This window comes from Streptococcus mitis, assembly GCF_009496155.1.
Lineage (GTDB): Bacteria > Bacillota > Bacilli > Lactobacillales > Streptococcaceae > Streptococcus > Streptococcus mitis_BQ.
Window position 1 is genome coordinate 14,093 of record NZ_WIJP01000014.1, and the last position, 21,448, is coordinate 35,540.

Annotated in this window: 18 protein-coding genes and 1 pseudogene; 7 read left to right on the forward strand and 12 right to left on the reverse strand. The window is 39.2% G+C overall.

Going from position 1 to position 21,448, the window contains the following annotated elements; genetic code table 11:
* Positions 1-10: 10 nt before the first annotated feature.
* From GEZ84_RS08525 to galU, 3 genes are all read left to right on the forward strand, one after another.
* On the forward strand, positions 11-256 hold the full coding sequence (locus tag GEZ84_RS08525) for a hypothetical protein (protein ID WP_049544515.1): 246 nt from the start codon (positions 11-13) through the stop codon (positions 254-256).
* A gap of 169 nt (positions 257-425) precedes the next feature.
* Entirely contained in the window at positions 426-1,442 is a 1,017-nt protein-coding gene (locus GEZ84_RS08530; RefSeq protein WP_153224217.1) for an NAD(P)H-dependent glycerol-3-phosphate dehydrogenase, read from the forward strand.
* A 21-nt stretch (positions 1,443-1,463) separates the two neighbouring features.
* Positions 1,464-2,363, forward strand: a complete 900-nt coding sequence (gene galU, locus GEZ84_RS08535; RefSeq protein ID WP_153224218.1) for a UTP--glucose-1-phosphate uridylyltransferase GalU — start codon at positions 1,464-1,466, stop codon at positions 2,361-2,363.
* Positions 2,364-2,499: 136 nt separating this feature from the next.
* On the opposite strand, the gene GEZ84_RS08540 is transcribed toward galU, so the two are convergent.
* From GEZ84_RS08540 to pbp1b, 7 genes are all read right to left on the reverse strand, one after another.
* Entirely contained in the window at positions 2,500-3,027 is a 528-nt protein-coding gene (locus tag GEZ84_RS08540) for an AAA family ATPase (RefSeq protein ID WP_000426562.1), read from the reverse strand.
* Between the two features lie 331 nt (positions 3,028-3,358).
* Complete coding sequence (locus GEZ84_RS08545) at positions 3,359-4,036, reverse strand: rhomboid family intramembrane serine protease (protein WP_153224219.1); 678 nt, start codon at positions 4,034-4,036, stop codon at positions 3,359-3,361.
* Positions 4,020-4,559, reverse strand: a complete 540-nt coding sequence (locus GEZ84_RS08550; protein WP_153224220.1) for a 5-formyltetrahydrofolate cyclo-ligase — start codon at positions 4,557-4,559, stop codon at positions 4,020-4,022. The genes GEZ84_RS08545 and GEZ84_RS08550 overlap by 17 nt, the downstream gene beginning before the upstream one ends.
* Positions 4,560-4,570: 11 nt before the next feature.
* Positions 4,571-5,701, reverse strand: a complete 1,131-nt coding sequence (locus tag GEZ84_RS08555) for an N-acetyldiaminopimelate deacetylase (protein WP_153224221.1) — start codon at positions 5,699-5,701, stop codon at positions 4,571-4,573.
* Between the two features lie 67 nt (positions 5,702-5,768).
* Positions 5,769-6,467 carry a 2,3,4,5-tetrahydropyridine-2,6-dicarboxylate N-acetyltransferase gene (gene dapD, locus GEZ84_RS08560; protein ID WP_000127460.1) on the reverse strand — a complete coding sequence of 233 codons (699 nt, stop codon included), beginning with the start codon at positions 6,465-6,467 and terminating at the stop codon, positions 5,769-5,771.
* 228 nt (positions 6,468-6,695) lie between these two features.
* Positions 6,696-7,607 carry a DMT family transporter gene (locus GEZ84_RS08565; protein ID WP_153224222.1) on the reverse strand — a complete coding sequence of 304 codons (912 nt, stop codon included), beginning with the start codon at positions 7,605-7,607 and terminating at the stop codon, positions 6,696-6,698.
* A gap of 56 nt (positions 7,608-7,663) precedes the next feature.
* Positions 7,664-10,153 carry a penicillin-binding protein PBP1B gene (pbp1b, locus tag GEZ84_RS08570; protein ID WP_153224223.1) on the reverse strand — a complete coding sequence of 830 codons (2,490 nt, stop codon included), beginning with the start codon at positions 10,151-10,153 and terminating at the stop codon, positions 7,664-7,666.
* Positions 10,154-10,294: 141 nt separating this feature from the next.
* On the opposite strand from pbp1b, the gene tyrS reads away from it, so the two are divergent.
* Positions 10,295-11,551, forward strand: a complete 1,257-nt coding sequence (tyrS, locus tag GEZ84_RS08575) for a tyrosine--tRNA ligase (protein WP_153224224.1) — start codon at positions 10,295-10,297, stop codon at positions 11,549-11,551.
* Positions 11,552-11,628: 77 nt separating this feature from the next.
* Here tyrS and GEZ84_RS08580 read toward each other — a convergent pair whose 3' ends face one another.
* Positions 11,629-13,689 (reverse strand): heavy metal translocating P-type ATPase, encoded by a 2,061-nt coding sequence (locus tag GEZ84_RS08580; RefSeq protein WP_153224225.1) that lies wholly within the window; start codon positions 13,687-13,689, stop codon positions 11,629-11,631.
* Position 13,690: 1 nt separating this feature from the next.
* Entirely contained in the window at positions 13,691-13,969 is a 279-nt protein-coding gene (locus GEZ84_RS08585) for a DUF6110 family protein (RefSeq protein ID WP_000910909.1), read from the reverse strand.
* Between the two features lie 151 nt (positions 13,970-14,120).
* Here GEZ84_RS08585 and GEZ84_RS08590 point away from each other — a divergent pair, with 151 nt between their 5' ends.
* Positions 14,121-14,969: a putative RNA methyltransferase gene (locus GEZ84_RS08590; protein WP_153224226.1), complete on the forward strand. Its 849-nt coding sequence runs from the start codon at positions 14,121-14,123 to the stop codon at positions 14,967-14,969.
* A gap of 354 nt (positions 14,970-15,323) precedes the next feature.
* Here GEZ84_RS08590 and GEZ84_RS10945 read toward each other — a convergent pair whose 3' ends face one another.
* Positions 15,324-15,539, reverse strand: coding sequence for a hypothetical protein (locus GEZ84_RS10945; protein WP_153224227.1), 216 nt, complete (start codon positions 15,537-15,539; stop codon positions 15,324-15,326).
* Positions 15,540-15,713: 174 nt separating this feature from the next.
* On the opposite strand from GEZ84_RS10945, the gene GEZ84_RS08600 reads away from it, so the two are divergent.
* Positions 15,714-16,355, forward strand: a complete 642-nt coding sequence (locus tag GEZ84_RS08600) for a hypothetical protein (RefSeq protein WP_153224228.1) — start codon at positions 15,714-15,716, stop codon at positions 16,353-16,355.
* A 267-nt stretch (positions 16,356-16,622) separates the two neighbouring features.
* Positions 16,623-17,962, forward strand: a pseudogene (locus GEZ84_RS08605) (IS3 family transposase); the annotation flags it as partial.
* 274 nt (positions 17,963-18,236) lie between these two features.
* Here GEZ84_RS08605 and GEZ84_RS10950 read toward each other — a convergent pair.
* Both GEZ84_RS10950 and glgP read right to left on the reverse strand, forming a co-directional pair.
* Complete coding sequence (locus tag GEZ84_RS10950) at positions 18,237-18,443, reverse strand: membrane protein (protein ID WP_045606609.1); 207 nt, start codon at positions 18,441-18,443, stop codon at positions 18,237-18,239.
* Between the two features lie 731 nt (positions 18,444-19,174).
* The gene (gene glgP, locus GEZ84_RS08615; protein ID WP_153224229.1) at positions 19,175-21,433 is read right to left on the reverse strand and encodes a glycogen/starch/alpha-glucan family phosphorylase; all 2,259 of its coding nucleotides are present in this window, start codon (positions 21,431-21,433) and stop codon (positions 19,175-19,177) included.
* Positions 21,434-21,448: the final 15 nt, after the last annotated feature.

Consider the following 21,448-nt stretch of genomic DNA (forward strand, 5'->3'; position numbering starts at 1 on the left):
GAGATTTCCTATGAGCCAATATGCTTATATCCTCGTTGTAATTAGCTTGGTGTTTCTTTTTCTGCTTAATAAGTACGAGAAGGAGAGACTGCAAAAACTCTACCAAGAACAACTTTTAAAGGATGAAACATTTAGGACTGATATCAAAGAGAAAATTCAAACGACTGAAAACATCAATGATGTCATTGCATATATCAATAAAACTTACCATCTGGGAATGTTGCTATCAAAAGACATTACAGATCAATTGAAATAAACCTAGCTATTCTTTAAGGAATATCAAAACCGAGACTGAGAGTTTAATACTTAGGCTCGGTTTTTATATATTTTTGAAATAACAAATCCTCCACTACCCCAGTAATGCAAGTGCAAAATCCTCTAGAATATGATAGAATAATGAAAAGGACTCTATTAAGGAGGAAAGCATGAAAAAACAAACCGTCGCCGTCTTAGGGCCTGGTTCTTGGGGAACTGCCCTTTCACAAGTCTTAAATGACAATGGACACGAGGTACGTATTTGGGGAAATATTCCCGAACAAATCAATGAAATTAATACACACCATACTAATACACACTACTTTAAAGATGTCTTTCTAGATGACAAAATCATTGCCTACACTGACTTAGCAGAGACACTGAAAGATGTGGATGCGATTTTGTTTGTTGTCCCAACAAAAGTGACACGACTTGTTGCCCAACAAGTTGCAAAAACCTTGGAACATAAGGCTATTATCATGCACGCATCAAAAGGATTAGAACCTGATAGCCATAAACGATTATCAACCATCCTTGAAGAAGAAATTCCTGAACAGCTCCGCAGTGATATTGTCGTTGTCTCAGGACCTAGCCATGCAGAAGAGACCATTGTGCGTGACCTGACTTTAATCACTGCTGCTTCTAAAGATTTACAAACAGCTCAATACGTGCAAGAACTCTTTAGCAATCACTACTTCCGACTTTATACCAATACGGATGTTATTGGAGTCGAAACTGCCGGTGCTCTCAAAAATATTATTGCTGTCGGTGCTGGAGCTTTACACGGTTTGGGATTTGGTGACAATGCCAAGGCAGCCATCATCGCTCGAGGCTTGGCAGAAATTACCCGCTTAGGAGTAGCACTCGGTGCCAGTCCATTGACCTATAGTGGCTTATCTGGTGTGGGAGATTTGATCGTAACGGGAACCTCCGTCCACTCTCGTAACTGGAGAGCTGGAGATGCTCTTGGTCGGGGAGAATCCCTAGCTGATATCGAAGCCAATATGGGCATGGTGATTGAAGGAATTTCAACGACTCGAGCAGCCTATGAACTAGCGCAAGAACTTGGAGTCTATATGCCAATTACACAGGCTATTTACCAAGTTATCTATCACGGAACTAATATTAAAGATGCCATTTATGACATCATGAACAATGAATTTAAAGCAGAAAATGAGTGGTCTTAACCCTCTAGAGAAAGGATTCTTATGACATCAAAAGTTAGAAAAGCAGTCATCCCTGCTGCTGGACTCGGGACTCGATTTTTACCAGCAACCAAGGCCCTTGCCAAAGAAATGTTGCCAATTGTAGACAAACCAACTATCCAGTTTATCGTAGAAGAAGCTCTTAAATCAGGTATTGAAGATATTCTGGTTGTCACTGGTAAGTCAAAACGTTCTATTGAGGACCACTTTGACTCAAACTTTGAGCTTGAATACAATCTTAAGGAAAAAGGCAAAACAGATTTGTTAAAATTGGTAGATGAAGCAACTGGTATGCGCCTCCATTTCATTCGCCAAACTCACCCTCGCGGTCTTGGAGACGCTGTCCTACAAGCCAAAGCTTTTGTAGGGAATGAGCCCTTCGTTGTTATGCTGGGTGATGACCTTATGGACATCACAAATGAGAATGCCGTTCCTTTGACAAAACAACTGATGAATGATTACGAAAAGACACACGCATCAACCATTGCTGTCATGCCTGTACCACACGAAGACGTTTCATCATACGGGGTTATCGCTCCTCAGGGTGAAGGAAGTAATGGACTCTATAGCGTTGAAACTTTCGTAGAAAAACCAGCTCCCGAAGATGCACCAAGTGATTTGGCAATCATCGGTCGCTATCTACTCACACCTGAGATTTTTGATATCTTAGAAAATCAAACTCCTGGTGCTGGAAATGAAATCCAACTTACTGATGCTATTGATACGCTCAATAAAACTCAACGTGTTTTCGCCCGCGAATTTACAGGATCTCGTTACGACGTTGGGGATAAGTTTGGCTTTATGAAAACATCTATTGACTATGCCCTCAAACACCCACAAGTCAAAGATGACTTGAAAGATTACATCATCCAACTGGGGAAAGAATTGGGTGAGGGAGAATAATCCATCTTGCATATGTAAAAAAGCATCTCTAAAATTTGTTCTCTAGAGATGCTTTTACTTTAAAATTGCATGCGGTTTAAAATTACTGAGGTGTCTCTGTCAATCTCCCATCGCAATCTTGGTACTTTGTCACTGACTACAGAATTTCAAACACAAATCTGATTGATGTTTTGATGATCCGAGCCGTTTCTCTAGCATCTAACTGATCTGTAAACAGCAAGTGATTTTTTTTGATATTTTTAGCTAGGAACTCATTTCTTGACTGGATTGATAAATCGCCTGTTCTCTCAATTTCTTTCCTTAAGGAATCTCGTTTTTTCAAGGTTTCTTCTTCAGCCAGCAGGACACAGTATTTTAAACTGATTTGTTTTTCTTTTAAGAAGGTTGCAATTTTCTTTAGTTGCTCTTCAAAAATGACATATTCTATCACAACGGTAATGCCTCGGTCGATGAAATTATTGATCAGACTGATGATATTATCCCAAAATAAATCCATGTAATAACCATCATCTTCCCAAGGAGCCACGAGTCCTCCTTTAATCATTAAATAAATCATGTCGCCTTCAATTACTGCACTTTTCTTAAAAGAATAGGCCAACTCCTTACTGACTGTGCTTTTCCCAACACCAGGAGGGCCTGAAATGATGTAAACACAATTTTCCAACTTTATACCTCTTTTATTCTAATAATTCTTCAATCAATTTCTAATATTATAACATTTTCTATTTTTAAAATACATATAATAAGACTAATACAACACTATATTCTAAAAACTTAATACAAAAGAAATAAAAAAGCACACCATTCTCAATTTTCTGCAAAAAACCTTATTTACAAATGACTTCTTCACGATAGAATGGGCGCTCACTTTCTCAAATCATCTACACACAACGACTTATTTTTAGAGCTGTGTTGTTTCGAATGGTTCCAAAACACATTAAAAGCTACTCATTTTTTAAGTAGCTTTTTTCTTATTCAAGTTTACATATTAGTCGTCACAATCCCATTCCCTTGTAGAAAAGCAAGACTGCAAGTCCTACAAACAACACTACCGCTCCTAACCTCTGGATGGTACTATACATCCGTCTTTCACCTCGAACTGGAAAGATAACTGCTAGAAATGCTCCGCCAACTGCACCACCGATATGACCTGCTAGGCTGATTCCTGGAATCAGAACACTTCCAATAATGTTAACCACAAAAAGTGTCAGATAAGACTGTCCTAGCTGTTGGATATAGGGGTTGCGAGTAGCATAGCGAAGAACAATAATTGCAGCAAATAGCCCATAGAGAGAGGTAGAGGCTCCTGCTGCTAAGGATTTGGGACTAAATACAAAAACAAAGAGATTACCCATCATTCCTGATAAAAGATAGAGAAAGAAAAACTTCTTGGATCCGAAAATTTCCTCTACCTGCCTACCAAGATAATAGAGCGAAAGCATATTGACAATGAAATGCTCCCACCCAATATGAACAAATATGGCAGAGAAGAGACGCCAAGTCTGCTCAGGAAAGAGGCGAATAGCAGGGCCATACATGGCTCCAAATCGAAATAGGGTGTCTGCCTTGTCGAAGTTTCCGCCTGTAGTGACCAACATTAGTAGAAACACCAAGGCCGTCACTAAGAGGAAGAAACTCGTCACAGGATAACGTCTATCAAAGATTTCCTTCATCAATTAAAACCTCCTGAACAGGAATATCATGCTTTTCAGGGATAAAGTCCTTAATTTGACAAGGATATATCGTACTCAAAGTATGACCAGAAAAATGTTTCAGATAGCGGTCATAATAACCTCCACCGTATCCAATCCGATATCCTTCCGTCGTAAAAGCCAGACCAGGAACATGAATCAAATCAATCTGAGAGGCATCCACAACTTCCAAATTTCCCTGTGGTTCCAGTAAGCCAAAGGAAGTTTTGACCAGTTGTTGCGGATTATAGACTACAAAATCCATGCGCCCCTTGGGATAGGTTTTGGGTATCAGAACCTTCTTGCCGTCCTTCAGCGCCTGCTCAATCAGTTCCTGCGTTTGAAATTCGTGAGGAAAAGAGAGATAGGTTGCGATAATTTTAGCTTCTTGGTAAAAGGGGTGTTGTAACAATCGCTCGGTTAAAGCTTGGTCTATAGCCTGTTTTTGTTCTTGAGGTAAAGACTTCATTTCTTGCAAGACTTGCTTGCGTAATTCTGCTTTCATAGACAATTCCTCTACTCTGCTGCCTTCTTTTTCAGGAAACTAGAAACCGCATCCAATCCAATGGCTAAGGCTTCTTCCTTAGGACTCATCTGAGGGTGATGAAGGGCGTAGGGACTATCGATACCTAGCCAAAACATCACGCCATCAACCTTTGAAAGGAGATAACCGAAGTCCTCACCTGTCATAGCAGGTTCTATATCAATCAGATTGATTCCGTCTTTTTCTTCAAAGAAGTTCATCAGTTCACGCGCCAAGGCTGGATTGTTCTCAACAGGCAGGTAACCACCTTGTTTGAGTTCCACTTCAACTTCCATATCAAAGGCTGCTGCAACTCCTTCTGCAACTGTTTTGACCCGCTTTTGCACCAAGAGACTCATATCCTGAGTCAAGGCCCGAATAGTTCCATGCAAAAAAGCTGTGTCTGTGATGACATTGTTGGTTGTTCCAGCTTGAAAAACGCCAAAGGTCACCACTGCTCCCTCGATTGGGTTAACATTGCGGCTGACAACTGACTGCACCTGGGTCACAAAGTAACTAGCAGCCACCAAGGCATCATTAGCTTCATGTGGAAAGGCTGCGTGTCCCCCTTTGCCTTTGAAACGAATCTTCACCTCGCAAGTCCCTGCAAAGAGTGTATGAGTATTAGTCGCAATCTGACCAACCTTCAAATCTGGTCGAACATGAAGGCCATAAAATTGATCTGGTAGCCAGTCTCCAAAAGCGCCATCTTCATACATGAGCATCCCACCAGCTTCATTTTCTTCAGCGGGCTGAAATAGGAAAAGCAAATTATTTTTCGGTTGCTCCTCAAGGGCGCGCTCAAGACAGCCCAAAGCAATAGTCATATGGAAATCATGTCCACAAGCATGCATGCGACCTTGGTGTTGAGAGGCGAAAGGAAGTCCTGTTTGTTCAACGATAGGCAGACCATCAATATCTGTCCGCCAACCAATGGTACGCTCTGGCTGACTTCCCTGCAAGTAGACCAAAATACCTGTCCGCCAAGTACGAACTTGAACAAAATCCTTGCCCGCAGTCAATTTCTCAATCACATCCAATAAATAAGACTGAGTCTTGAACTCCTCCAAGCCAATCTCTGGAATCTGGTGCAAATCTCGTCTAGTCTGAATCAAATCTAACATCTGTCTGTCCTCCTATATAGCAGAAAGAGGCTGGAAGAAGGGTTCCGCCTCTATTTTTCTTTTACCATTACAAGGTACGAAGCGCATCTTCTAGCGCTGTTTTTTGTTGGGTTTGGGCATCAATCTCTTTGATGATACGAGCTGGAACACCTGCTACTACTACGTTTTCTGGGACATCTTGAGTAACGATAGCTCCTGCTGCGACAACTGAACCACTACCGATTTGAACTCCTTCGATAACCACTGCGTTGGCCCCGATAAGAACATTGTCTCCAACACGGACTGGTTCAGCGCTCGCTGGCTCAATCACACCTGCAAGAACCGCTCCTGCACCAACGTGACTGTTTTTCCCAACTATAGCACGACCACCAAGGATAGCCCCCATGTCAATCATAGTTCCTGCACCAATTTCAGCACCGATATTGATAACAGCTCCCATCATGATAACAGCATTGTCTCCAATTTCAACCTGGTCACGGATAATCGCACCTGGCTCGATACGAGCATTGATAGCACGTTTATCTAGCAAGGGAACTGCAGAATTACGAGCATCTTGCTCAACAACATAGTCTTGATTTTCTACCAAACCATCGAGAAGCGGAGCCACGTCCTTCCAGTCTCCAAATAGGACATTCCCTAGCTTAACAACAGAGCTTGGTACAGCAGTTGCGAGTTGTCCTTCAAAGGTTACTTTAACACTGGTTTTCTTTTCAGCATTGGCGATAAATTGGATAATTTCTTGAGCGTTCATTTTTGTAGCAGTCATAGGCGCCTCCTAGTTCATTTTAATGATACCTATTCTACCAAAAAAGGCCTCAAATTTGAAGCCTTTTTGTTTGTTTTTAGGTATGATTTTTAGGGATGTGAGATAAAAGGTGCTGTCGGTAAAAGTAAGCCCCTACCGATACAACCTAAAAACACTCTTCACAACTATCTCCCCGTGTTTTATTGACTATTCTAGTATAGCACACTTTTAGAATTAAGAAAAGACTTTTTATTTACTTTCTTTCGCTTCTTCTATCGATAGGAAAATCATGGGTAAAATAATCAGGGCCATAGCTAGAAGAAGGGACCAATCCACTACCAAGCCTAAAAATAAAACACTCAGCAGAGCCGAAGAGAGGGGTTCGCTGGCACTGATAACGGAAACCACCAAAGGAGAAACCAAGGACACAGCCTTCATGGAAATAAAAAAAGCAAAAGCCGTCCCAAAGAAAGCGATAATGAGACAAATCAAAATACTCCAAATATCAGGAGTAAAGGAAATCTGATAAACCGGCGAGAGAACATTGCTAAATAAACCAGCCAAAATCATCCCCCACCCAACCGTGGGAACAAAACCATAGCGCTTAGCAAAAGGCTGAGGTAGGATAACGTTAAACATAACACCCATGGCACTCAGCAGACCTGTTATAAGGGCTAGTGGCGTCATGGATAACTGAGAGAGATCTCCCTTTGTCGCCATCAAGCAAACACCCAACATGGCAATCAAAACATAGAAAATAGCGCTTTTTGACGCTCGTTTTTGATAAACCAAGCGATTGTAAAAGAGGATAAAGACTGGACTGATAAACTGTAAAATAGTTGCTGTCGCTGCATTTGAGTATTCTACGCAGAGATAGAAAAAATACTGAACTGAAAAAATCCCCAAAATAGCATAGGCTAAAAAGGGTAGATAATTTTTCTTGTCTCGCCAAATATCTAGCACTTGCGATTTTAATTGCATTGCTGACCAAATGAGTACAAGACTCCCTGCCAGTGTCAAACGCATAGAGGTAATCCAGCCCGACGACACCTGATAATGAGTAAAGAAATACTCTCCTAGAATCCCACAGATTCCCCAGATTAAGCCAGATAAGAGCGAATAAATAGTTCCTTTAACAATCTTTTTCTGATACTGATTCATACCTTTATTGTAACACGAAAGGACAAAAGAAAAAAGTGGTAATCAATACCACTTTCTTATCTTCTACTATTTGATTGTGTAGGTGATGATGAACTTGATGTACTGCTAGAGCTAGCACTTGAACTACTACTTGAACTGTTATTCGAACTAGTGCTTGAGCTGGAAGGAGTTGGTAGTGTGCTAACGATACTTGACCAAGCATTTTGATAATCTGCTTCACTTCCTCCAATAGCAAAATGATAGCTGGTCGTAGGAGCTCCCACCTTGTTAGCCCAATAGCTCGTTACAGTAGAACCTGAAAGATCCACCGTTTTTCCATTAACGGTTACTTTGCCTGGCTTCTGCCCTGTAGATCTGAGGACCTGAGATTGAGTCACACTAGAATCAAGATTAAAGCGTTCATTGCCCCAAACACCAGGCTCAGCCTGTTGGATAGCATTGACCAAGTAAGCCATATATTTGGCATTTCGATAATGCCCAGCCCCTTTAGCCATTGGGCGGTTGTCATCATGCCCTAGCCAACCACCTAGAGTCAATCTTGGTGTTGAAAGCATGAGCCACATATTCTCATCTTCATTGGTCGTACCAGTCTTACCAATCCAGTCTGCACGAGCTAAGTTTGAGTTAATAGAAGCCAAGTCCGTTTGGAAACTTGAAGTGATTCGAGATGAAATCACTTCACGAAGCAAACTCTGCATAATCGTTGCTGTTGCCTTCGAGTAAACTTGAACTGGTTTATCTTGGAACTCGTAGATTACTCTACCATCAGATGATTCAATCTTAGAAATCACATGTTTCTGATGGTAGATACCGTTATTGGCAATTGTTTGATAACCATTGGTATGCTGAGCAACTGTGACTTCAATACCACCGCCCATAGGTAGACTTTCGATACCGTACTCTGGAATCTCATAACCCATTTTCTCCATGTATCCCTTGACATCCACGCCCTTCTCACGAAGCATACGATAGGTCCAATAGGCTGGGATATTCCACGAATAGTTCAAGGCTTCCCCCAGGGTCATCATGCCTGTACCTGGACTGTTTACATACATGATAGGATTTCCATTAGAGAATTTTGTCGGATAATTGGACAAGATACTGGCGCTTCCCATCAAACCTTGGTCAATGGCAATACCGTAGGCCAATAAAGGCTTAGTTGTAGAGGCTGGTGAACGCTTGGTATCAAAGGCGTGATTGTTTTGATTTGTCTGGTAATTACGACCACCGACGAAACCTAGAACTGCTCCTGTTTTATTGTCCATCAAAACATTCCCTACTTCAGGCTGCCCAGTCGAATCATCTACCAAACGACCGTAGTTAGCAACTGCATTTTGCATGGCATTATGGATTTTTTTATTGATCGTTGTAGTAATTTTGTAGCCACCTTTACTTAGTTCCTGCTCAGCTCGCTCATGATAAGCTTTTTGAATCGACTCGTTTTTCAACTCTTGGCTAGAAACATTGTCCTGTTGAACTAAATAATCATACATCCGATCTGTTGCTTCAGCCATAGCCGTAAAGTAAAGGTAATCTCTTGAAACAGCATTGATAGTTCCTGATGGCAAGAAATCTTGTTTGAGATTATAATCCTTGTACTGGTCGTATTCTTCCTGAGTCAGAGCACCCGTACGGTACATGTTGTAGAGAACATCCTTGGCCCGCTTCAAACCAAGCTCTAAGTCTTCATCACTCTTTAACTCTCCAGTATTTTCATAAGGGGAATAAGTAATCGGACTCTGTGGCAAACCTGCTAAGAAAGCGGCTTGAGGAATACTCAACTTGTTCGCATCGATACCGAAAATCCCTTCAGCAGCTTGCTGGGCACCTGCAATATTCTGCCCTTTATGATTTCGACCAAAGGGAGCAACATTGAGATAGGTGGTCAAGATTTCATCCTTGCTCATGCTACGTTCCAAGGCAAGGGCATCGACAATTTCTGTAGCCTTACGAGCCAAAGTCGGAGCATCTCCAACCACTTGTTGTTTGATTAACTGTTGGGTCAAGGTCGAGCCTCCGCTAGATGAGCCCAAACCTGCAAAGGTTCCCAAAGTCGCCCGAATCACAGCTTTGGGCACAACCCCATTATGTTCAAGAAAATGTTCATCCTCAGTTGCAACGATAGCCTTTTTGAGATTGTCCGATATTTCCTCAGATGAAACAGAAGTTCGCAGTAGGTCACTCTCAATAGATGCAATGACACTCCCATCTGCATAAACAATTTCTGAGATGGAAGAAATATTTTTAACCTGTTTGACCAAGTCCTCCGCTTGGGGAACCTTAGCCTTGTCAAACAAAGCAACTCCATAACCAAGAGCTACACCAGCACCAAAAAGCCCACCGATAAAGCCTAGAATAAAGAGAGTATTCAAAATTCCCTTGATAGCAACTAAAATGCTACCTAGGATAGCCAGAACTTTCCCACCTGTCCCATCCGACTGCTTCTCTTCTGAGACTTTCTCTGATTTTTTATGATTTATTTTTGATGTTACTAGCTGGAAAAATTCCAGCATTTTTCGTTTTAATTCATTTAATTGATTTTGCATGGATTTCCTCACTCTATTTATTATACCACAAAAGGGAAACTTTCAATAAAATAGCCACTTTCTTCCCTATTCTACTAGGCTATTGCCCAAGTTTGTGATACAATAGTTAGAAACAATAATTTTAAAAAGGAGAAAAGACACATGCACATTTTTGATGAGCTAAAAGAGCGTGGTTTGATTTTTCAAACGACTGATGAAGAAGCTTTGCGTAAAGCCCTAGAAGAAGGTCAAGTTTCTTATTATACTGGCTACGATCCAACTGCTGACAGCCTTCACCTAGGCCATCTTGTCGCAATCTTGACAAGTCGTCGCTTGCAGCTAGCAGGTCACAAACCTTATGCGCTCGTTGGCGGTGCTACAGGTCTCATCGGAGATCCGTCCTTCAAAGATGCTGAACGTAGTCTCCAAACAAAAGACACAGTAGATGGCTGGGTCAAGTCTATCCAAGGACAACTTTCTCGTTTTCTTGACTTTGAAAGTGGTGAAAATAAAGCTGTCATGGTCAACAACTACGACTGGTTTGGCAGCATCAGCTTCATTGACTTCCTCCGTGATATCGGAAAATACTTTACTGTCAACTACATGATGAGTAAGGAGTCTGTGAAAAAACGGATTGAAACAGGAATTTCATACACTGAGTTTGCCTACCAAATCATGCAAGGTTACGACTTCTTCGTTCTTAACCAAGACCACAACGTAACGCTTCAAATCGGTGGTTCTGACCAGTGGGGAAATATGACAGCTGGTACCGAATTGCTTCGTCGTAAGGCTGACAAAACTGGTCACGTTATCACTGTTCCATTGATTACAGATGCAACTGGTAAGAAATTTGGTAAATCAGAAGGAAATGCCGTCTGGCTCAATCCTGAAAAGACTTCTCCATACGAAATGTACCAATTTTGGATGAACGTTATGGACGCTGACGCTGTTCGCTTCTTGAAGATCTTTACTTTCTTGTCACTTGATGAGATTGAAGACATCCGTAAACAATTTGAAGCGGCTCCACATGAACGCTTGGCACAAAAAATCTTGGCTCGTGAAGTTGTTACACTTGTTCACGGCGAAGAAGCCTACAAAGAAGCCCTCAACATCACTGAACAACTCTTTGCAGGAAACATCAAAAATCTTTCTGTTAAAGAGCTCAAACAAGGACTTCGTGGTGTACCAAACTACCAAGTACAAGCAGACGAAAACCACAATATTGTGGAACTCCTCGTCTCATCTAGTGTAGTTAACTCAAAACGCCAAGCCCGTGAAGACGTCCAAAACGGTGCTATCTACGTAAACGGTGACCGCATCCAAGACCTTGAATATGTCTTGAGTGACGCTGATAAGTTAGAGAACGAACTGACTGTTATCCGTCGTGGAAAGAAAAAATATTTTGTGTTGACCTACTAAACTGTTCAACATTTACCTATAAAAAAAGGAGTTAACCTCGAGAAAGGTAACTCCTTTTTGCTGTGAATAGTCCCCACCTATCCCTTAATAGACAGGCTACGCAGGACTATACGTAAAGTTGTTAGATTATGTAAGATAGAGAGATTTGAAGGACTGAGCCAATTAAACAAGCCAAAGCCAATCAAACTACTATTTACGACAACGGTATCTTGAATATTCTTCTTGATAAGTGTTTGCAAAGATGATGATAGCCAATCCAACTCTTGGAAGAAATCCAAGCGATTATCTAACAATAAGATATCGCTCATCTGCTTAGAAATATCTGCACTCTCATTCATCACCACACCGATATCTGATAGGGTTAGAGCAGCTGAGTCATTCAACCCATCCCCAACCATCAAAATAGTGTGACCTGCTTTCTGCAGTTCCTCTACTAACTCAAATTTCCCATCAGGTTTCAAGTCTGTATAGACCTGATCAAAGGGCAAATCTTTGACTAATTCCTCTGTTCTAACCAGGGTATCCCCTGTTGCCAGAATCAATTTTTTCCCTTGTGCCTTAAGTTTCTCCAAGGCTACTTTTGCTTCTTTTCTCAAAGGAGTATGAATACAGAACATTCCAATCAATTCATTCTGATAAGCCAAGAATAAGAGATTGTAGTGACTCTTGTGCTCTTCAATTAAAGCATTTTGTTCCGAACTGATATGAATCTGCTCATCCTGCATCAAGACATAATTCCCAATCAGAACTGGTTGACCATCTATATGAGATTTGATCCCCTTGCTTGCGATATATTGGAGTTTCCCATGCATTTCCTCATGTTCAATCCCCTCTATCTCAGCTTGCTTGACGATGGCATTAGCAATAGGATGATAAATGTGTTCCTCAAGACAGGCACTGATTCTGAGAATATCTTCCTCACTATAGTCTCCAAAAGGTAACACCTTTTCAACTATAGGATAACTAGTTGTAATTGTTCCCGTCTTATCAAACAAGAAAGTATCTACTTCCAGATATTTCTCCAGAACATCCCCATCCTTAATCACCATTTCACGATTCAACCCCTCCTTGATAGCCGTTAAATAAGCTACAGGAGTAGAGATTTTCAAAGCACAGGAGAAATCGACCAATAAGAAAGAAATAGCCTTAGAAAAAGAACCTGTTAATAGGTAAGTCAGCCCAGCCCCCAAGAAATTATATTTGACGACCTTATCCGCCATCTTGATGAAATAGCGTTGTTTCGTTTTCTTGTTTTCTTCAGATTTCTTCATTAACTCAATCAGTTGTAAAATCCGGCTGTTCATCTGATTATCGGTTACACGAATGCGTAACTCTCCAGTTTCTAATACTGTATTTGCACAAACCAAATCAGACTCTCTTTTTTCAACTGGAAAACTCTCTCCCGTCAAGGAACTTTCGTTGACCATACCTAAACCTGAAACTACTTGTCCATCAAACAGAATTTCATTTCCTTGAGATAAGACCAGAACATCTCCTATTTGAACATCGGAACTCTTGATACTAACGACCATATCCCCCTGTACTAAGAATACATCGCTCTCTTTTGCAAGAAGGCTTTGTTCTAAATCTGTTGCAGTTTTTTTCAAGGACCACTGATCTAAATGATTCCCCAAATCAAGCATAAACATGATATTACTTGCCGTCTTGGATTGGTTCATAAACAAGGACAATAAAATCGCCGAACAGTCCAAGACCTCCATCGTTAGTTCCTTACGCGCTAGGGTCTGATAGGCTTCTCTAATATAGCCAAAAGCCTGATAACAAGTCCATATATAGCGAATAGGATACGGTACAAAACTACGAAAAAGTATACGCTTAATCGCTGCACCTGAAACAATAGAATAAGCACTCTCTTCTCTACGAATGGGAAGAGTCATCAACTCAGAAACTTTCCCTTTATCAATTCTTTTTAAAAAGGCTTCTGCATTATCTAATACAGAAAAGCCTTCTTTTATGCGTAGAGTAAAGTGCTGTTGATCCATGTAAAACTGGATAGACTCAATCCCCTTTTCATCTCTCGCCAAGGAACGAAGATAGTCTTGAATATCCAAGGTGAGTGAAAAAGAAGATGATAGTCGGATATGTTGGTATCCTCTATGTAGCACTTTAAAAGACATACTATTCCCCTATAAGGCTATCTAATTGCTCTTCTTTTTTCTCTTGCTCGTACAAATATTTGGCATCTTGCAAGACATCATCTCCATGTTGCTTCACAACAGAAACAGATGCATCTAGCTCGTCTTTTAACTTATAAGCCTTAGCCAAGGCTTTAGAATAACCTTTTTTAGCTTCCTTACTTGCTAAGATTTTCAAACCAAGGGTACCAAATGCAACACCACCTAAAAAGAGTGATGATTTTTTCGCAACTTTTGCGACAGTCAATACTTCTTTTAACATACTTATTTCCTCCTAGCTATTATTATATATTAATTTGTATATAAAAGCAATTTTATTCTATAAATTGGAGAATGGGTTTTATTTCTACTGAATCTCCCATCTACTTATTCCTAAAGTTGCTTTCATTTGCCTCTTTTGATACACTTAAACTATGAATACAAATCTCAAACCCAAACTTCAGCGTTTTGCTTCTGCGACTGCCTTTGCCTGTCCTATCTGCCAAGAAAAGCTGACTCTGGTTGAGAGCAGTCTCAAATGTAGCAATCGCCATTCTTTTGATTTGGCGAAATTTGGCTATGTCAATCTAGCTCCCCAAATCAAGCAATCCGCCAACTACGACAAGGAAAATTTTCAAAACCGTCAACAAATCCTAGAAGCCGGCTTTTATCAGGCTACCTTAGAGGCTGTATCTGACTTGCTAGCCAGTTCAGAAACTAGCACCACAGTCTTAGATATCGGTTGTGGCGAGGGCTTCTACTCTCGGAAACTCCAAGAAACCCACTCCGACAAAACCTTCTATGCCTTTGATATTTCCAAAGATTCCGTCCAAATCGCCGCCAAGAGCGAACCCAACTGGGCAGTCAATTGGTTCGTTGGCGACTTAGCTCGTCTCCCCATAAAAGACGACAGCATGGATATCTTACTTGATATCTTCTCACCTGCCAACTATGGAGAATTTCGTCGCGTTTTATCCAAAGACGGTATCTTGATAAAGGTTATTCCAACTAAAAATCACCTCAAGGAAATCCGTCAGAAGGTACAAGACCAGCTGACAAAGAAGGATTATTCTAATCAAGATATCAAGGAGCATTTTCAGGAACACTTTACCATCCTATCTAACCAAACGGCCTCTCTGACTAAGACTATCACAGCAGATCAGCTCCAAGCCCTACTCAGTATGACTCCTCTCCTATTTCACATCGACCAGAGCAAGATTGACTGGAGCCAACTGACAGAGATTACCATCGAAGCAGAGATTTTGGTTGGGAAAGCATTGTAAACTAGACTTCGCAAAAGTAGAAAACTTACTGAGAATCTTCAATATTACGAAAACGCATAAGAATAGGTACTCAAAAACCTTAATCTTATGCGTTTTGTTATGCAAAAATCGCTGGAGTTTCTATACACATTAAGTGGAAATATTGGAAACTAGTTCTTTTAATAACCATTGAATACCATATATTACATTTGCCCCAAATATGATATAGGCCGTATAAATCAAGTATTTCGATTTTTCTCGCCTCAAAGAATAGATCTTGTACAAGATAAACAAATTTAAAATAATAAATAATAGAGACAAAATCTTCCTCCAAAATAAATCCTAAAAGTACACAGTTAAGCATAGTTCTAATCTTTATTTTCGATTCGAAATAACAAACTTATCAATAAATAGCAAGTGAAATAAGGCAAGTGTAATTCCCGATAAGCACCCATGATAAGAGATTTCTTGATGAGTAAGCGGAAAAAGAGTATTATTACCCATCAAGAGGCATGTCAAAATAACAAATAGTATCCAAAATAAATCAGTCCATTTATATTTTGAAAAATATTTTTTAACATAATAGCACATTTTTCTTGACTACAATAACATTATATGATAAAATGTAAGCGAATACAAATAAAAAGAAATTGCCTTATTCAATTAATATTCCTATAAGAAAGCAGATGATTCCAATGTACAAACTATAATTATCAACCCTTAATATCCAACTTAGTTATGAAAGAATGGTAGGTGATCATTATCATGAAAAAAATACTAATTACTCTATTATTTAGTTGTTTAGCATTGTTTTATTTGCCTATTTCTGTAAACGCCGATACCACTAATGACCTTGTTATAAAATTCAACGAACTGCAATTTACTGTTGAGGATTACAATATCCCTAATCCAGAAGTAGTATATTCGAAATCAGGATTCAACGAAGTTGCAACTGTTATTGATAGTGATACTGGAAAGGTTGTTGAAACTATTGAATTTATTCCAGATCTCTCTCGATCTACAGTTACTTCACACACATTAAAAAGAAGTGCAACATTTGCTAGAACTACAGTTCAATTAAGTGTAAACATTGAATTATATAATGAGGGTTCTTTCCGTCAGATTAACTCAGTTCAAGGTTATTACTTAGGAATAACAAATTCTATTACAAACACATATATTGAAGGACAAAACGTTGATGTTTGGTCTCCACAAGGATACCCCACAACAAGTATAAAGTATGCTTATAATGGTACTTTAACAGCAGCTATAAACAGTAGTGGTTCAGCTCAAGTTAAAGCAGAGTTGTTAGGAGCTGGATTTACATTTGGAGGTACTATTGGAGGTACATCATATTATAGAGTTCCATTTAATCAAAACGGAACTATTAGTCTATACAACTATTAGTCTATACTAACTTAGGAGGTAGTCGATATTATGAATGAAAAAAAACGTACATATTTTATTTGTGCAAGTATTATTATTTCATCTATAATTTTAGGACTCTTTATTTATAACGGACTTGACGTTTTGGGTCAATTTATAAACGATGGCCTCAGGGTAATTAATAGTAATAGGTAGTTAATAGAATTTAAATAAAAAAACGGTAATTTAGTGAATGAACTGCACCCCAAAAGTTAGACAGAGAAAATCTAACTTTTGGGGTGTTTTATTATGAAATTAACTTATGATGATAAAGTTCAGATCTATGAACTTAGAAAACAAGGATATAGCTTAGAGAAGCTTTCAAATAAATTTGGGATAAATAATTCTAATATTAGGTACATGATTAAATTGATTGATCGTTACGGAATAGAGTTCGTCAAAAAAGGAAAAAATCGTTACTATTCTCCTGATTTAAAACGAGAAATGATTCATAAAGTCTTACATGAAGGCTGAACTAAAGATAGAGTTTCTCTTGAATACGGTCTCCCAAGTCGTACGATACTTCTTAATTGGCTAGCACAATACAAGAAAAACAGGTATACTATTGTTGAGAAAATAAGAGGGAGAGTACCTAAAATGGGACGTAAGCCAAAAAAGAGACCTGAAGAGAGAACAGAATTAGAACGTCTTCAAGCAGAAAATGAGTACCTGAGAGCGGAGAATGCCATCCTAAAAAAGTTAAGAGAACTCCGATTGAAGGAGGAAAAAGAGAAAGAAGAAAGACAGAAATTGTTCAAGAATTAATGACTGAGTTTTCGTTAGATATTCTTCTAAAAGCTATTAAACTAGCTCGTTCGACCTACTACTATCACTTGAAACAGCTAGACAAACCAGATAAGGATCAAGAGCTTAAAGCTGAAATTCAATCCATTTTTATCGAACACAAGGGAAATTATGGTTATCGTCGGGTTCATTTAGAACTAAGAAATCGTGGTTATCTGGTAAATCATAAAAGAGTTCAACGCTTGATGAAAGTACTCAATGTACAAGCTAAAATGCGACAGAAACGAAAATATTCTTCTCATAAAGGAGACGTTGGCAAAAAGGCAGAGAATCTCATTCAACGTCAATTTGAAGGCTCTAAAACAATGGAAAAGTGTTACACAGATGTGACAGAATTTGCTATTCCAGCAAGCGCTCAAAAGCTTTACTTATCACCAGTTTTAGATGGCTTTAATAGCGAAATTATCGCCTATAATCTTTCAACTTCACCCAACTTAGAACAAGTAAAAACAATGTTGGAACAGGCATTCACAGAGAAACGCTACGAGAATACGATTCTCCATAGTGACCAAGGCTGGCAATATCAACACGATTCTTATCATCAGTTTCTTGAGGGTAAGGGAATTCAAGCATCCATGTCACGTAAGGGTAACAGCCCAGACAATGGTATGATGGAGTCCTTCTTTGGGATTCTGAAATCGGAAATGTTTTACGGTTATGAGAAGTCGTTTCAGTCGCTTAAGCAATTGGAACAAGCTATTGTAGACTATATTGACTACTACAACAATAAACGAATTAAGGTAAAACTAAAAGGACTTAGTCCTGTGCAGTACAGAACTAAATCCTTAATCTTATGCGTTTGTTATGCAAAAATCGCTGGAGTTTCTATACACATTAAGTGGAAATCTTTGAAACTAGTTCTTTTAATAACCATTGAATACCATATAGTACATTTACCCCAAATATGATATAGGCCGTATAAATCAAGTATTTCGATTTCTCCCGCCTCAAAGAATAGATCTTGTACAAGATAAACAAATTTAAAATAATAAATAACAGAGACAAAATCTTCCTCCAAAATCAATCATAAAAGTAGGCAGTCAAGCATAGTTCTAATCTTTATTTTCGATTCGAAATAACAAACTTATCAATAAATAGCAAGTGAAATAATGCAAGTGTAATTCCCGATAAGCACCCATGATAAGAGATTTCTTGATGGGTAAGGGGGTAAAGATTACTATTACCCGCCAAGAGGCATGTTAAAATAACAAATAGAATCCAAAATAAATCCGTCCATTTATATTTTGAAAAATATTTTTTCCACATAAGAACACCTTCTTTCCTATAATCATATTATAATACTTTATGTAAGCGAATACAAGAAATATGAGGTAATCAACTAAGAAGAAATATAAGGCTGAAGACAGTAAAAACCAGCATTTCTAAACCTTCACTGTATCTAGGATTTATCTGTTTATAGACAAGATTGACCCAAATCCACGGCATTCAAATAAACAGTAAGTGATATAAGGCCAGTACCGAACCCCAGAAACTACCACGAAGAGAGAGTTCTTGATGATTGAGAGGAAACAAATCGTGGTTACCTATATAGAGGCAGGTCAAAATTATAAATAAAATCCAAAATAAACCCTACATTCTTAAAATAACTTAGTACATAAATGACAATGCTGCCACCGCCGTCAATATTGCAAGAACTATTTTCCAAATTTTTTTATTTTTTCCAAAAATCTTATCAGGTAACAAGCTTATTACAAGAAAGGTAATAAACAACACCAATTTTGTATATATCATAAAAACACCTTCTTTCTTATAATTATATTATAACACTTTATGTAAGCGAATACAATAAATATGAGGTGTTCAACTACGAAGAAACATAAGGATGAAAGACAGTAAAAACCAGCATTTTAAGCATTCACTGTATCTAGGATTTCCCTATTTTTAGACAAGATTGACCCAAATCCACAGCATTCAAAAAAAGCGAATTTCAATCGAAATTCGCTTTTTTACAAGATATATTAGTATAAATTTGTACCTTAGTTCAAGTGCCAGATATCTTCGTTATACTGAGCGATTGTACGGTCAGATGAGAAGAATCCTGCTTTAGAAATGTTAACGATGACTTTATCCAACCATGCATCACGGTCTTCGTAGTCAGCAAGCATTTGTTCTTTAACCTTGATGTAGTCTTCTAAGTCAAGAAGAGTCATAAACCAGTCTTTGTTGATCAATTCATTGTAAAGACGTTCCAAGCGCTCTTTGTTTCCAGCTGCAAGAACTGCATCGCTAACGATGAAGTCAACCAATGGTTTGATAGCTTCACGAGCGTAGAATTCGCTTGATTTGTAAGCTGCTTTTTCGTAAAGGTCGATAACAGTTTCTGAATCTTCACCAAAGATGTAGATATTTTCGTCGCCAACCAACTCAGCGATTTCCACGTTAGCACCATCCATAGTACCAAGAGTCAAAGCTCCGTTCAACATGAATTTCATGTTACCAGTACCTGAAGCCTCTTTAGAAGCAAGTGAGATTTGTTCTGAGATATCACATGCTGGGATAAGGAAGCTTGCTGCAGTAACGTTGTAGTTTTCAACCATAACTACTTGCAAGTGTGGAGCTACTGCTGGATCGTTAGCAATCACTTCTGACATGCAAAGGATCAAGTGGATGATGTCTTGAGCGATTGTGTAGGCTGGAGCTGCTTTACCACCAAAGAAGATTGTGATTGGGCGAGCAGGGATGTTACCAGCTTTGATGTCAAGGTATTTGTGGATCACGTACAAAGCGTTCATTTGTTGGCGTTTGTACTCGTGAAGACGTTTGATTTGAATATCAAAGATAGAGTTTGGATTGATTTCCACACCTTGGTGTTCTTTCAAGTGACGAGCCAATTTACGTTTGTTGTGAGCCTTGATGCTTTCCAATTTTTCTTTGACAGCTGCTTTGTCTTCGTAAGACAAGAGTTTTTCAAGCTCATCAGCTTCATGGTGCCAACCTTCTCCAAGAATCTCGTCCAAGTAGTGAGACAATCTTGGGTTAGCATGCATGAGCCAACGACGGAAAGTAATACCGTTTGTTTTGTTGTTGAATTTTTCTGGGTAAAGGTCGTAGAAAGCTTTTAACTCAGAATTTTTCAAGATTTCAGTGTGAAGTGCTGCTACCCCGTTAACGCTGTATCCGTAATGAATATCCATGTGAGCCATGTGAACACGTCCGCTCTCGTCGATAATTTGAACAGCTGGATCTTTCACTTCTGCTTTCACGCGACGGTCCAATTCTTCGATGATTGGTACCAAGTGAGGAACCACTTCTTGCAAGAATTCAAGAGGCCATTTTTCAAGGGCTTCAGCAAGGATTGTGTGGTTAGTGTAGGCAGTCATGCTACGAACGATTGAAATTGCTTCGTCAAGCTCGATACCACGTGCAGTCAAAAGACGGATCAACTCAGGAATAACCATTGATGGGTGAGTATCGTTGATTTGGACAACTGCGTAGTCAGCAAGGTCATGCAAGTTGCTTCCTTTTTCGATTGCTTCTTCGATGATCAATTGCGCACCGTTTGAAACCATGAAGTATTGTTGGAAAATACGGAGCAATTCACCTTGACGGTCACTATCATCTGGGTAAAGGAAAAGAGTCAAGTTGCGAGCGATGTCTGTTTTATCAAAGTTGATACCATCTTTAATGATTGAAGAATCAACTGAATCCAAGTCAAACAAACGCAAGCGGTTTTTAGTTGCTGTCTCATAACCAGTAACATCAATATCATAAAGAGTTGATGTCAAAGTAAAGTCTGCAAATGGTACTTGGTAGCTACGGCTTGAGCGAACCAACCAGTTTTGCTCTGTCAACCATGCATTTGGAATTGTTTCTTGTTGGTTGTTTTTAAGAACTTGTTGGAAAAGACCAAAGTGGTAGTTAAGACCAACACCGTCACCGTTCAAACCAAGAGTAGCAATTGAGTCGATAAAGCAGGCAGCCAAACGTCCCAAACCACCATTACCAAGAGATGGTTCCAATTCAACTTCTTCAACTTCAATCAAGTCTTTACCTGCAGCTGCAAGTTCTTTTTTAACATCGTCGTAAAGACCAAGGTTGATCAAGTTGTTTGACAAAAGTTTACCAATCAAGAACTCAGCTGAGATGTAGTAAACTTTTTTCTTACCAGTGTTAACTGGTTTTTTGCTACTTGCAAGCTTGCTGTAGTTAAGAAGAGCAAGGTAAAGCTCTTCATTACTACATTCTGCAATGGTTTTATTGTAACGATTTTGTACAAATTCTTGTAGTGATAACATGTTTAAGGTGTCTCC